The organism is Acinetobacter sp. ANC 3903, from assembly GCF_002135315.1.
In the GTDB taxonomy this organism is placed as follows: Bacteria; Pseudomonadota; Gammaproteobacteria; order Pseudomonadales; family Moraxellaceae; genus Acinetobacter.
Genome location: NZ_NEGA01000014.1, coordinates 1 through 13,208 on the forward strand (window position 1 = coordinate 1; position 13,208 = coordinate 13,208).

General features: G+C 38.6%; 13 protein-coding genes and 2 pseudogenes. 10 read left to right on the top strand and 5 right to left on the bottom strand.

The features are described 5' to 3' along the window. Positions 1–214: transposase (locus B9T29_RS11480; protein ID WP_143223887.1), on the bottom strand; the 214-nt coding region annotated here is incomplete at its 3' end. A 456-nt stretch (positions 215–670) separates the two neighbouring features. Between B9T29_RS11480 and B9T29_RS16595 the strand changes: the two genes are divergently transcribed. Both B9T29_RS16595 and B9T29_RS11490 read left to right on the top strand, forming a co-directional pair. Next, complete coding sequence (locus B9T29_RS16595) at positions 671–979, top strand: DUF6088 family protein (protein WP_228146602.1); 309 nt, start codon at positions 671–673, stop codon at positions 977–979. A gap of 58 nt (positions 980–1,037) precedes the next feature. Then, a complete protein-coding gene (locus tag B9T29_RS11490) occupies positions 1,038–1,646 on the top strand; it encodes an HAD family hydrolase (protein ID WP_086176063.1) in 609 nt (202 codons plus the stop codon). A gap of 103 nt (positions 1,647–1,749) precedes the next feature. On the opposite strand, the gene B9T29_RS16390 is transcribed toward B9T29_RS11490, so the two are convergent. Further along, on the bottom strand, positions 1,750–2,016 hold the full coding sequence (locus tag B9T29_RS16390; RefSeq protein ID WP_086176064.1) for a transposase family protein: 267 nt from the start codon (positions 2,014–2,016) through the stop codon (positions 1,750–1,752). A gap of 62 nt (positions 2,017–2,078) precedes the next feature. Here B9T29_RS16390 and B9T29_RS11505 point away from each other — a divergent pair. Continuing rightward, positions 2,079–2,303, top strand: a pseudogene (locus B9T29_RS11505) (cation transporter); the annotation flags it as partial. 47 nt (positions 2,304–2,350) lie between these two features. Here the strand turns inward: B9T29_RS11505 and chrA are convergent. Together chrA and B9T29_RS11515 are read right to left on the bottom strand one after the other, a co-directional pair. Next, the gene (gene chrA / locus B9T29_RS11510; RefSeq protein ID WP_086176065.1) at positions 2,351–3,691 is read right to left on the bottom strand and encodes a chromate efflux transporter; all 1,341 of its coding nucleotides are present in this window, start codon (positions 3,689–3,691) and stop codon (positions 2,351–2,353) included. Further along, entirely contained in the window at positions 3,691–4,614 is a 924-nt protein-coding gene (locus B9T29_RS11515) for a chromate resistance protein ChrB domain-containing protein (RefSeq protein WP_086176066.1), read from the bottom strand. Before B9T29_RS11515 ends, chrA begins: the two co-directional genes overlap by 1 nt. Positions 4,615–6,164: 1,550 nt before the next feature. Between B9T29_RS11515 and B9T29_RS11520 the strand changes: the two genes are divergently transcribed. Beyond that, positions 6,165–6,764: a hypothetical protein gene (locus B9T29_RS11520; protein ID WP_086176067.1), complete on the top strand. Its 600-nt coding sequence runs from the start codon at positions 6,165–6,167 to the stop codon at positions 6,762–6,764. A 122-nt stretch (positions 6,765–6,886) separates the two neighbouring features. Further along, positions 6,887–7,176 (top strand): annotated as a pseudogene (locus B9T29_RS11525) (transposase); the annotation flags it as partial. A gap of 60 nt (positions 7,177–7,236) precedes the next feature. Here B9T29_RS11525 and pcaU read toward each other — a convergent pair. After that, complete coding sequence (pcaU, locus tag B9T29_RS11530; protein WP_086176068.1) at positions 7,237–8,061, bottom strand: IclR family transcriptional regulator PcaU; 825 nt, start codon at positions 8,059–8,061, stop codon at positions 7,237–7,239. Between the two features lie 277 nt (positions 8,062–8,338). Here pcaU and B9T29_RS11535 point away from each other — a divergent pair, with 277 nt between their 5' ends. The 5 genes from B9T29_RS11535 to pcaD all read left to right on the top strand — a co-directional run bounded on the left by B9T29_RS11535 (position 8,339) and on the right by pcaD (position 13,175). Beyond that, positions 8,339–9,019, top strand: a complete 681-nt coding sequence (locus tag B9T29_RS11535) for a 3-oxoacid CoA-transferase subunit A (protein WP_086176069.1) — start codon at positions 8,339–8,341, stop codon at positions 9,017–9,019. 13 nt (positions 9,020–9,032) lie between these two features. Next, entirely contained in the window at positions 9,033–9,689 is a 657-nt protein-coding gene (locus B9T29_RS11540) for a 3-oxoacid CoA-transferase subunit B (protein ID WP_086176070.1), read from the top strand. Positions 9,690–9,806: 117 nt separating this feature from the next. Next, a complete protein-coding gene (gene pcaF, locus B9T29_RS11545; protein ID WP_086176071.1) occupies positions 9,807–11,012 on the top strand; it encodes a 3-oxoadipyl-CoA thiolase in 1,206 nt (401 codons plus the stop codon). A gap of 22 nt (positions 11,013–11,034) precedes the next feature. Next, the gene (gene pcaB, locus B9T29_RS11550; protein WP_086176072.1) at positions 11,035–12,390 is read left to right on the top strand and encodes a 3-carboxy-cis,cis-muconate cycloisomerase; all 1,356 of its coding nucleotides are present in this window, start codon (positions 11,035–11,037) and stop codon (positions 12,388–12,390) included. Further along, positions 12,387–13,175, top strand: coding sequence for a 3-oxoadipate enol-lactonase (gene pcaD, locus B9T29_RS11555; RefSeq protein WP_086176073.1), 789 nt, complete (start codon positions 12,387–12,389; stop codon positions 13,173–13,175). The genes pcaB and pcaD overlap by 4 nt, the downstream gene beginning before the upstream one ends. The last annotated feature ends 33 nt before the right edge of the window (positions 13,176–13,208 follow it).

Here is a 13,208-nt window from a genome sequence, read left to right on the forward strand (position 1 = left end):
GTTTGACTTCTTTTTCTAGATCTATGATCCTCTGTTGCTCAGGGGTGAGTTGACGTTTACTTGAACCATCTGGATTAGCCATACGAATCCATTTATCTAATGTCGAATATCCGACACCAAGTTTTACAGCAATTGATGCTAATGATTCATGTGAGTTCACAAGTGCATAATCGATTGCTTGCTGTTTAAATTCTGGACTAAAGCGTTTAGCCATTTGTACATCTCCAAAGTTAACATTACGTTATCTGTAGAGGGACTATGTGTCCATTATTTTGTCTAGGATCAATATTTATTTGCTGCAAAGCCAAATGAGGACACGCCCTAGTCAAAAATAAATTTTTTCCCTTTGTATTATGCAAAATTCTTATGTGTAAATTTGTAATTTTTTTATCGGGCTTTACACCTTTTATGTCTGAAATTATATGAGTTAATAAATATTAATTTTTTGAAAAAATTGTATATTTTTTATTCAAAAACTAAAGTATTCTATGACAGGTAAAGCTCAGTTACATTTTACTGTTACTGGCAATGTAAGACATCAAATTGCAAAGTTTAACCGTGGGCGTGTTTTTTAGACAGTATTTAAGTGGAATCTGGTTCACGCCAAACAATTCAACGCAGCCTATATCGTCTGGTGGAGGAAGGTCTTATTAAACGTATCTAAAACGGAATTTATTACAAATCAGCAATAAGTAGAATTTTAAATGGCAGACAAATGCCTCCACACCCCAATAGAACTATCAAAATTATTACCGCTAAAAACAAGGAAAAAATCCAATTATATGGTGGAGCAGCAGCGAATAGATTAGGCTTAAGTACTCAAGTGCCGATGTATAAAACATTTCATACGAATGGCATAATGAGAGAGATCAAGATTGCGGGTACTAAAATATATTCATTTATATGGATAATGCTAAATTACTTCAATATTCTGGAACTGATTAGCCACTGCTTTAGTAGAAATGTTCTTTCTAGATAAAATGGTGAATTAACAAGTTATTTATGAGTGGTAAATGTTAGTCTAAAGAATTACTTATATGCTAAATAATCCGGCTGATTTCAAGGTCATCGTTTTTGATGTATTCGGTACTCTGATAAAAGCAGAACCGAAACGTTCACCCTACAGGAAATTAATGAAATGGCTAAAAGATCAAGGTCGAAGGCCTGCTTCTGACGATGTTGCCGTAATCATGTCTACATTTGGAGAATTTACAGAAGTAGCAAAACGATTTGGGAAAGATATTCCTGCTCCACTACTTCAGGAATTAAATGAGGATTTAAGTGATGACCTACAAGCGATGACACTATACGAAGATACGGTTACAATTTTAGAAAAATTAAGACAATCTGGATTTAGAGTAGCGCTTTGTTCTAATCTAGCTAAACCATATGGTGAGGCTGTATTTTCAATACTTCCTAACCTGGAAGCATATGCATGGAGCTATGAAGTGGGAAATATCAAACCAGAACCAGAAATTTATCAGTACTTAATTGACCAGCTGAATTGTCAACCGAGAGAAGTATTGTTTATAGGAGATACCCTGTTAGCTGATGTAACTGGACCCCAGGCATTTGGCATGTCAGCCAGATTAATTGATCGTAAAAAAGGACAGAAAATTTCAGATATTCTGAGTGACTTGCTTTAATGATTTTCAAATTTTTAGATGAGTAAAAACTCCTCAATATCAGGAAAAGATTGACTAAAAATGCCGGTATTGTGGTTGTCTATAAATAGACCTCTTTCATAAATCATTTTTTACTCAACTCCAAGTTATAGATTCCAGCGATTAAACTGAATCTCAAACCCAATCTTTTACCTCTGTTTCGGTAATGTCCAGTAAGGATTTTAAAGGTCTTCAGGCGACCAAATACATGCTCGATCCCGATTCTTCTTTTGTTGATTTCCTGATTATAGATTTTGAGTTCAGAATCCAGTTTACAGCCTAATTTACAATACCAACGAACAGCCCAAAGAATGATTTCACCTTGAAAGTGCCGACCGTGGAAGGGAGTCATCTGCTGTATCTCGAAATAAATAAGATATTTAGCTTATCATGTCAGCCTATTTACAACAGTGCCAAGAGATTCAAGAAGTTATTGAAGAATTAGATAGTCAAATTACGATTACGGATCTCCATGTCTGGAAAGTAGGTAAAGGTAAATTTTCATGCATTCTTTCTTTAGAATTGCACAATGTTAATTTAACCGCAGATGATGTTCGAAAAGCACTCTCTATACATGAAGAAATCGTTCATGTGTCTGTAGAGATTAATTGTAAATATCGTCTTCTTGCTGCGGTTTAAATATTCTTGCTATATGAGCCATGTCTAATGACATGCTCATATATCTATTAAAAACTGAATTTAACAATCAGCCCTAAAATTGCGGCTATTCCAATAACTCTCAATACGCTTTGATTAAATTTAAATAAGGCGATACAGGCTGCTAAGGTAATCAAAGCGGCTATATAGTCAAAGTGCCCCTCAAAGCCTTTTGGCCACAATACATGATAAGCGAAGAATAACGCCAGATTTAATATTACCCCTACTACAGCAGCAGTAATAGCAGCAAGGGGGGCGGTAAACTTAAGTTGATTATGTGTGGATTCTATAATTGGAGCGCCAGCCAGAATAAACAGGAAGGAAAAAATGAAGGTGAACCAAGTTACGATAATTGCCCCTAAAGCCCCAGCAATAAACTGATAATCTGCACCTAGTAAATCAGGACTATAAGCACCAATGAAGCCAACAAAAGCGACTACCATAATTAAGGGACCGGGTGTACTTTCACCCAATGCCAAACCATCAATCATTTGTGTCGGGCTTAACCAATGATAGTAATTTACTGCACCTTGATAAACGTAGGGTAAAACAGCGTAGGCTCCTCCAAAGGTCATTAATGCAGCCTTGGTAAAAAACCATGCCATTTGGGTATATGCATGATCCCATCCAAAGATATAGAACAAACTTAATAATGGAATGAACCATAAAAAGGCAGCAATAACAATAATCTTAGCAAGTCGTGACCACTTAAATAGAGCATGTTCAGGTGTCGGCGTATCATCATCAATGATAGCTTTGCCGTACGATTTACCATTCGATTGATGTGCATTACCGGAAAAAAGTTCAGGATATTTTTTACTGGTGAAATATCCAGTTAAAGCTGCAAGTAAAACAATTAAGGGGAATGGTGCGTTAAATACAAAAATGGCAATAAATGCAAAAATGGTAATCAACCAAAGAAATCTGTTTTTAAGAGATCTACTTCCAATGCGGTAAGTTGCATGGAAGACGATAGCGGTTACAGCAGGCTTGATGCCGTAAAATAATCCAGCAATGATGGGAACATCACCAAATTTGACATAGACCCAAGACAAGGCGATTAAAATAAAGAGCGAGGGTAAGATGAAAAGAATGCCGGCAATTAATCCCCCTTTGGTTTTATGCATGAGCCAACCAATATAGGTGGCTAATTGCTGGGCTTCAGGGCCGGGTAACAACATGCAATAATTCAAAGCATGCATAAAACGTTTTTCAGAAATCCATTTCCTTTCTTCTACCAGTTCCTGATGCATTACTGCAATTTGTCCAGCAGGCCCACCAAAACTTATAAAGCCGAGTTTTAACCAAAACCATATAGCTGCCTTAAAACTGACTTCTGTTTCGATTTCTTTTGAGTCAGGTATTATCATTATTGTTCAACATTGAAGTTGGCAAATAGGCCATCAAAGATTTGATGAGTAAGTTGGATTAGTTGGTCATCATTTTGAATACTTGACCGTAAGCCATGCATAATTTTTTCTAGACCAATGGCTTCAGGTGGTTCTTGTCCACCAATATCTAAATAGTGAACAATTTCAGCAATCTTTTTTAAGGCAGTATTTTCTAATGCAAAGCTATGTATCAGAACTTCGAAGGAAACATAGTGATTAACATGAGTGAATGTTGCACCATCAAAGTCAAAACCAATCGCTTCAGGCGGGCAGTCATTAATATTGTCTAGCCAAAGAAATGTAGGATTATCATCAATAAATTTTTGAATGAGCCAAGCACAAGCTAAGCGATCTATCCAGGGACGTTTTCGTGTAGCCCAGACTTTATTTTGGAATGTGTGCTTAGACAAGGTCTGAATTTGATCATGTTGTACATTCGGTTCATCAATTTCACCCAAATGCGCAACCTTAAGTTCCAATCTGCTTAAACTGTTGAGAGTGATGTGTTGAAGCTCATTTGGAAAGAAGTCAATTTCAATCAGCGCAGTTAAATTTTTTCTCAATTTCCGAATGGTTTTTAAATGTTCATTTTTCTGATCAACATTAAGATTTTTTTCTAATACTTTAAGTTGAGCTATAAATTCATCATATTCAGCTCTACGATCGAACAGTTGGATTAAATTGAGATTGTCTGGGCAATCTGCATGAAAAATATATGCGCTGCCATCAGCCGTGGTGTGTTCTTCAATAATTGAGTCGAATTTTGAATTGAACTTGAATGGTAATAAGTAAACGCCATCCCTAAGCGTCACTGCACCACAACTTTTTATGGAGCGCCAGATTCTCATCCTGACAGTGGCACTTTGTGATGAAAGGCTAGAAACTAAAATTGATAAATTCATGTAATAATCTCTACATTTTATGTAGATAATAGTACAGGTTAAAATTATTTTAAATAATTTATTATGTGTTTTTGAAGTACACCCCAAAGTAACGTCATGGTGACCAAAATCCTGAACCTGAAATCAATGGTTTATAAGCCGTGGAACATCAATTTTAGTAAGCTTTAAGCGAGTCTTAGATTTATACGTGACATTAAAAAGCTTTACCCTACAAAATCAGTGATCTATGAATACCTATGACAGTCTAAGTCCAGGGTAATAATTTTGAAGTTTAATTAAAAATCTATTTCAGTCACATTAATTTACATTTTGATGAGTAGATTGTGAATTATTGTTATGAAAAATTAATTAGCAAGTGATTTAATCAACCTCATAATAACAATAAATAAATATAAATAGAGAAGGGTAACAGAACTTTAACTCTCTAATTTTTTGTTATAAAAACACGCTCAAAGAAGCAAATAAAGAATTAGAGAGTTATGCTTTCCTTACCCAATTTACTACACTTTATATTGTATAAATCATATGAAGCATGGGCATATAATCCGTACTTTTTTGTGTTCTTCCTAACTATAAATATCCTACATGCATATTTCCAAATTAAGCACAGGATTCAGCGACCATATTTAATTTTACATATGTCTATAAAATCTTTAAAGATATTTTTAATATTCAGCCATATATATAAAATGCCTACTATTCTCAGCTAAAATTAGATGATTTTTCATTCATTATTTAGTTGTTAATTTTCATATTATTACCGTTAAATTTTATCAAAAATTAAAAAATAACTTATATGTAACACATTATAAAGAAAATTTATTTTTAAATTAATATTTATTTAATAAATTAAAATTGACCTTTATAGTTTTTTTAGAGTTAAACATATTACATTTTGTTTAAATTTTAACACATAAATTGGCATTTTTAGTAATAGAGTACTCAACCATTAAATGTTTTAATTTTTTACATAAAAACAATAAATAAGTACAAAAAAGCATTGCAGAAAAGTTCTGGCTTTCTAATTTTTTATTATAAAAAATGTTCAAAGAAGCGAATGAAGAGTTAGGGAGTTCCAGAGAGTTAGGATGTCAACCACCATGAAAAATTGTTAACAGTTTAAAAGAGGAAGAATTGGTTAATATTTATTCTTGTGAAAATAACGGTCGAATTACACGAGTTAGATTAACTGACAAGGGACAAAAAATGACAAAAAATCTTAATGATCTCAGTGGAATCATTTTATATAAATTTTTTGAAGGATTAACCCGCTACAAATTGAAAAGAATGTCAAAAAGCCTTAAATGTATTTTCAAAAATTTAGCCTGTTAATATAAATTTAATTAAAGGTTTTATTCTTTATTTAATGTTAGAAAGCTATGAATAATCCAACTTTAAGTTAGGGAGCCTTTGTTGAATAAATCTATTATTAAAGGCTTATTCAGCAATATATATTTTAAATATTTATACCACAACTCTATGTTGAAGTATGAAAATATACACTTATTAATAATCAAACTTTATATTAACTAATTAGGGTACTTTAAAAAATGAATGCTTTAGAAAAAATTTTACCATCATTTATGACTAAATCACATCAGTTTAATGGTAATGAAGAACGTAAAAACCAATTAAAAAATGATCTATTTGATATCAATGCTAATCTAAAAAACTTGGCTAGTAATATTGAAGAATCTATACATAGTCTAGTTTTTATTGATCTTGATGATTTTTTGACAACACGAGGTTGGAATTCAAAAATTGACACTGCAAAAAATAAGACCTACAAAAAAAATAATAAATTCATTAAGTTGTCTCCAATAAGTACATTAAATAAAAACATTTCTTTCTTGGTTGGTCATAACTTAGTTCGAATTCAAGATCATTGTATTGAATTATCTTTTAAAGATGTTGTTCTACAGAGTGCTATTCATACAGCTAAGCTAGGTATAGAAATTAATAATAAGTCAATTGAAGAACTTGAGGATTGTTTAAAGAAATTTCAGATGATAAAAAGTAAGTTAGAAGAATCAATAGCGAAACTGGATTTAAGCCAAATTAATTTAGAAACATTTAAAGCTAATTTAAATAGCCGTACAAAACAGCCTAATTTACGTGAAGCACTTATAAAAATTTTGGAAACTATTTAATTTTATAGATTATCTAAAATTAACATACTAAGGATTATACGGACTGAATAGCCACCGATTTTGTAGACACCTTTTAGTTAGGTAATGGACTGCCACCACTCTCCTAGACACCTTTCAGTCCAGTGATTCCACCAAGAAAAAATGAGAACCTTGGAAAGACAAAAAGCTGAGGTCTTTAGAGAGAAATTAATTATTGAAAACGGTCAAATTCCTAGGAAGAACAATTTGGAAAAAGTGGTCTGGGTATCATCGCCGAAGCTTGGTAGAAACTAAGATGCATTGCATCAAATTATTGGGAGATAAACTCAGTGCTAGGAACTTTCAAAGCCAAGTGAATGAGATTCATGCACGTGTGACAGTATTAAATAAATTTACGGAATTAGGCCGACCTCATACCCAAATTGTCACTTAAACCTGAGTAGATTCGGGTAGCTATAATCTTTAAATCTTTGTGCAACAAAGCCTTAATAAATTATAAAATATTACGCAGTTCTCGAGCTGTTTCTTGAAGTAAAGGTAAAATATTTTGAACTAAGTAGTCTTTAGTTGTTCGAATGGTTGGAGAAACAATATTTAATGCAGCAATTACTTTAAACTTATGATCATAAATTGGTACAGCAAGGGCATGTACTCCCAATTCATGTTCCTCACATGAATAGCACCAATCATCCTCTTTTATTTTATACAAAAGTTCTAGAAAGAGCTGATTGTCAACAATAGTATATTTAGTCAGTCGTTGCAGAGGGTATTTTTCTAACCATTCTATTTGCTGATTGCGTTCTAAATGTGCTAATAAAATCTTTCCTGCAGAGGTTGCATGTGCAGGTAAACGGTTTCCTAAATGTAAACCGTAGGGATTAACGCGATCTGTTTGCTGATGTGCTGCACTGCGAGCGATCGTAATAGCCTCATATCCATCTAGCACCATAACTGAAAAGATCAAAGATGTCTGATTGGTCAATAAATTGAGTAAGGGTTGAGACATTTTAGGAAGCTGAGCACCACCAAGATAAGAACCTGAAAATTTTAAAATTTTAGGGGTTAGGTAGAAATAATGACCATCAGATTCTAAATAACCTAAATATTCAAGGGTGAGTAAATGGCGTCGTGCAGCAGCTCGTGTCATGCCTGTTCGTTCTGCTGCCATAGAAATATTTAAACGATGTCGGTCAGTACCAAAGCTGTCCAGAATCGCCATGCCTTTACTGATGCCAGCGACAAAGTCTTCGTGCCGAATGGTTTTTTTATTGTCTTTATTGTGCAGCTGCTTTTCGGTGTGCTGTATTACTTTACTCATATTGTCTCTTTCTCCATTTTATTGCATGCATATTTTTACTATAGCGTGAAATCAGACTGTATTAATCAGGTTTTGTTCGATATGTAGATAAATTGTTCGATGATCGAACAAAACATGTGATTACTATCTAGTCCAAAGTAAAGAAATTATAAAGAATGAACGGATAAGGAAATCGAACTAAAAAACTAGGGAATGTCGTTTTAGCTGAATCGTCCTCCAGTACAAGTTAGTTTTCCGCGCCTTTTCAAATTTGCATGATGCACAATGGAGTTATCTAATGATAGATAAAAGTGCGGCATCCCTCGCGGAAGTGCTCTCCCAAATCACCGACGGCTCAACCATCATGATTGGTGGTTTTGGTACAGCAGGACAACCTGCTGAACTAATTGATGGCTTAATTCAACTCGGTATTAAAGACCTCACCATCGTCAGCAATAATGCAGGCAATGGTGACTATGGTCTCGCGAAGCTACTCAAAGCGGGTGCAGTAAAAAAAGTCATCTGTTCGTTCCCGCGTCAGTCCGATTCTTGGGTCTTCGATGAACTCTATCGTGCAGGCAAAATCGATTTAGAGCTGGTTCCACAAGGCAATCTGGCCTGTCGTATTCAAGCGGCTGGTATGGGCCTGGGTGCAGTGTTCACTCCAACCGGCTATGGCACCTTATTGGCGGAAGGCAAAGAAACCCGTCACATCGACGGTAAAGATTATGTTTTTGAATATCCAATCAAAGCGGACTTTGCTCTGATTAAAGCCCAGCAAGGCGACCGTTGGGGCAATCTGGTTTATCGCAAATCGGCACGTAACTTCGGCCCGATTATGGCAATGGCAGCAGGCGTGACCATTGCACAAGTCTCTGAAGTAGTGGACTTAGGTGCTTTAGACCCAGAGCACATCATCACCCCAGGCATTTTCGTTCAACACGTGGTACAGGTTCAACCTGAACCTGTTGCTGTGTAATCGGGAGAACATCATGAGCTATCAAAAACTCAGTCGTAACCAAATCGCTGAACGTGTCGCACAAGATATCCCTGATGGGGCTTATGTTAATTTAGGCATTGGCTTACCGACCAAGATTGCCAGCTATCTCCCTTCAGACAAGGATGTGTTCCTGCATTCTGAAAATGGTTTATTGGCTTTTGGCCCACCACCAGAAAAAGGCCAAGAAGACCCTGAACTGATCAATGCAGGTAAAGAATATGTGACCATGCTGCAAGGCGGCAGCTTTTTCCATCATGGTGATTCTTTTGCCATGATGCGTGGTGGGCATTTGGATATTGCAGTACTCGGTGCCTTTCAAGTGGCGGCGAATGGTGATTTGGCCAACTGGCATACAGGCGCACCGGATGCGATTCCTGCGGTAGGTGGTGCGATGGATTTAGCCGTAGGTGCCAAGAAAGTCTTCATCACCACCGATCATGTCACCAAACAAGGTGAACCGAAAATCGTCGCTGAACTGAGCTACCCAGCTACGGGTTTGAAATGTGTAGACCGGATCTACACCGATCTATGCGTGATTGATGTTACTAAGACAGGGTTAAAAGTGATTGAAAAAGTCGACGGTTTGAGTTTTGCAGAATTGCAGGGGATGACGGATGCCACTTTGGTGGATGCGACACAACAGAATTAATGATTTGAATCCCCCTAAATCCCCCTTTGCTAAAGGGGGACTTCTCTAGCATCAAGTGCGGTAGGTCTCCCTCCTTTTTAAAGGAGGGATTAAGGGAGGATTAAGAGAAGAATAGATATGAAAAACGCATATATTATCGATGCCATCCGCACCCCATTTGGACGTTATGCAGGTGGACTCGCTCCAGTACGTGCCGATGACTTGGGTGCCGTACCAATTCAAGCCTTGATGCAACGTAACCCCAGTGTCGATTGGACCCAAATTGATGACGTGATCTATGGTTGTGCCAACCAGGCCGGTGAAGACAACCGCAATGTCGGTCGTATGTCGGCATTACTTGCAGGTTTACCTGTAGAAGTCCCTGCAACCACCGTCAATCGTTTATGTGGCTCATCACTAGATGCGATTGCGATGGCAGCACGTGCCATTAAAGCTGGTGAAGCAAACCTGATCATTGCAGGTGGTGTGGAAAGTATGTCACGTGCTCCCTTTGTGATGGGCAAATCAGAAACAGCGTATGGCCGTAGCCAGAAGATTGAAGACACCACCATGGGATGGCGTTTTATCAATCCTAAGCTGAAAGCCATGTATGGTGTAGAAACCATGCCGCAAACCGCAGAGAATGTGGCACAACAGTTTAATATTGATCGAGCAGATCAAGACCAGTTTGCCTTGACAAGTCAACAGCGTACAGCAGCCGCTCAGGCCCAAGGCTTTTTTAAACATGAAATCATCCCTGTGAATATTTCACAGCGTAAGGGTGATCCAATTGTGGTGGATACTGATGAACATCCACGTGCATCGACCACCTTAGAGGGTTTGGCAAAACTCAAGCCTGTGGTGACAGCAGAGGGCAGCGTCACAGCGGGCAATGCATCAGGTATCAATGACGGTGCGGCTGCTGTACTGATTGCTTCGGAACAAGCGATTGAACAGTATCAGCTCAAGGCACGTGCCAAAATCATTGCTTCAACGGCAATGGGTGTAGAACCACGCATCATGGGCTTTGCTCCAGCGCCTGCCATTAAAAAGCTATTGAAACAGGCTAATCTCAGTATCGAGCAGATGGATGTGATTGAACTGAATGAAGCTTTTGCAGCACAGGCACTTGCGGTGACGCGTGACCTTGGTTTAGCCGATAACACCACGCAAGTAAATCCAAATGGTGGTGCAATTGCGATTGGCCATCCACTCGGTGCATCGGGTGCACGTTTAGTCACAACAGCTTTAAACCAATTAGAACAAACCGGTGGTACTTATGCCCTATGCTCGATGTGTATTGGTGTTGGTCAAGGCATTGCAATGATTATTCAGCGCGTTTAAAGCAGATTTAAGGATAGCGATCATGAGCCAGTTATATGCCAGCTTATTTTACCAAAACGAGGTGACTGAAATTTTTAGTGATCACGCGTTGGTGTCATACATGATTGAGGCTGAAGTGGCCTTGGCACAAGCGCAGGCTCAGATCGGGGTGATTCCAGAATCTGCGGCAACAGCGATTTTTCAAATTGCACAGACTGCGATTGATCAGATTGATTTTGATGCTTTAGCTGTTGCAACAGGTTTGGCAGGCAATATCGCGATTCCTTTTGTGAAGCAGTTGACTGCGATTGTAAAACAAAGCGATGAAGATGCTGCGCGTTATCTGCATTGGGGCGCAACCAGTCAAGACATTTTAGATACCGCATGTATTTTGCAATGTCATGCTGCAATGACGCATGTTGAACCTTTAATTCATCAATGTTACCGCACTGCATTGACCCAAGCTGAACAGTATCGCTCACAAGTGATGATTGGACGCACATGGTTGCAGCAAGGGTTGCCGATTACTTTGGGGCATAAATTCGCGCGTTGGGCCTCGGCATTTCATCGTGATTTAGCCCGTATTGAAGCCATGAAATCACGCGTGTTTACTGCTCAATTGGGTGGTGCGGTTGGTTCATTGGCATCTTTGCAGAATCAAGGCACAGCAGTTGTGCAAGCATTTGCAGCACAGTTACAACTTTCTGTTCCAAGCTGTACTTGGCATGGCGAGCGAGATCGTATTGTTGAGATTGCCAGTGTTTTAGCCATGGTGACTGGCAGTTTGGGCAAGATGGCGCGTGACTGGTCGTTGATGATGCAAACTGAAATTGCAGAAGTATTTGAGCCAGCAGCGAAAGGGCGTGGTGGGTCATCAACCATGCCACATAAACGTAATCCTGTTGCTGCGGCATCGGTTTTAGCCGCAGCCAATCGTGTGCCTGTGCTTATGTCGAGTTTGTACCAAAGCATGGTGCAAGAGCACGAGCGTAGTTTAGGTGGCTGGCATGCAGAATGGCTGGCATTGCCTGAAATTTTCCAGCTTTGCGCAGGCGCCTTGGAGCGGACTTTGGACGTTTTAGAAGGGATGCAAGTCAATGCTAAAAATATGCAACGCAATCTTGATTGTACGCAAGGCTTAATCATGGCGGAAGCCGTGATGATGGCTTTGGCACCACATATGGGGCGTTTACAGGCTCATCATCTGGTGGAAGCGGCATGTAAAACAGCCGTGGAAAAAGGCGTGCATTTAAAAGAGGTCATTTGCGAACTCGATCAAGTTAAAGCCTATTTTAGCGCAGCCCAGATTAACGACATTTTTAAACCCGAATCTTATCTTGGCAATATCCAAGACCAAATTGATGCGGTTTTGCAGGAAGCAAAAGGAGAGGCAAAGTGAATATCGCGATGACCAATCGTCAGGGTAAGACCTTATCCATTGCAATCAGTGGGCAAGACCATGCCCCTGTGATTGTATTTTCAAACTCGCTCGGTACTGATCAAGGCATGTGGCAGCCGCAAGTTGCTGCTTTCGAACAGCAGTTCAAAGTAGTGACCTATGACACCCGTGGTCATGGTCAAAGCGATGTGATTGAGCAGACCACTGTACAAAACCTTGCAGAAGATGTGATTGATATTTTGAATGGTTTAAACATTGAAAAAGCACATTTTTGCGGGATTTCAATGGGCGGCATGACGGCTTTGTGGCTCGGTATTCACCATGCAGATCGTTTTCATAGCATAACTGTGGCGAATTCAGCAGCCAAAATCTGGAACGAAGAAGGATGGAATGCGCGTGCCGATGCCGTGATTGAAAATGGTTTGGCAGATTTGGTCGCGACTACACATACACGCTGGTTTAGTGAACAGTTTGACTATCAACATGATGCTTTGGCGCAGCGCACCATTCAGTCTTTAGCCACTACGCCGGCATTGGGTTATGCAGAATCTTGTCGAGCATTGGCAAAAGCGGATTTGAGTACTGAAATTCAGCAAATTTCGGTTCCGACTTTGATCATCGCTGGGGCGTTTGACCCAGTCACCACAGTGTCCGATGGTATCTATATGCAACAACAGATTCAAGACAGTGAATTGGCGATGATAGACGCATCGCATCTTTCCAATATTGAGCAACCTGAGCTGTTTAACCAAACCCTCAGTCAGTTTATTGGATCGATTCAATAGTTTAAGAATTTTTAAAAGGACTTTCAGCCCAAG

What these genes read in the sequence shown, in the direction of transcription:
- pcaB (WP_086176072.1), top strand. Translation starts at nt 11,035, where the DNA reads ATGAGCCAGTTATATGCCAGCTTATTTTACCAAAACGAGGTGACTGAA.
- B9T29_RS11520 (WP_086176067.1), top strand. Translation starts at nt 6,165, where the DNA reads ATGAATGCTTTAGAAAAAATTTTACCATCATTTATGACTAAATCACAT.
- B9T29_RS11515 (WP_086176066.1), bottom strand. Translation starts at nt 4,614, where the DNA reads ATGAATTTATCAATTTTAGTTTCTAGCCTTTCATCACAAAGTGCCACT.
- B9T29_RS11540 (WP_086176070.1), top strand. Translation starts at nt 9,033, where the DNA reads ATGAGCTATCAAAAACTCAGTCGTAACCAAATCGCTGAACGTGTCGCA.
- B9T29_RS16390 (WP_086176064.1), bottom strand. Translation starts at nt 2,016, where the DNA reads ATGACTCCCTTCCACGGTCGGCACTTTCAAGGTGAAATCATTCTTTGG.
- pcaU (WP_086176068.1), bottom strand. Translation starts at nt 8,061, where the DNA reads ATGAGTAAAGTAATACAGCACACCGAAAAGCAGCTGCACAATAAAGAC.
- B9T29_RS11535 (WP_086176069.1), top strand. Translation starts at nt 8,339, where the DNA reads ATGATAGATAAAAGTGCGGCATCCCTCGCGGAAGTGCTCTCCCAAATC.
- B9T29_RS11490 (WP_086176063.1), top strand. Translation starts at nt 1,038, where the DNA reads ATGCTAAATAATCCGGCTGATTTCAAGGTCATCGTTTTTGATGTATTC.
- pcaF (WP_086176071.1), top strand. Translation starts at nt 9,807, where the DNA reads ATGAAAAACGCATATATTATCGATGCCATCCGCACCCCATTTGGACGT.
- chrA (WP_086176065.1), bottom strand. Translation starts at nt 3,691, where the DNA reads ATGATAATACCTGACTCAAAAGAAATCGAAACAGAAGTCAGTTTTAAG.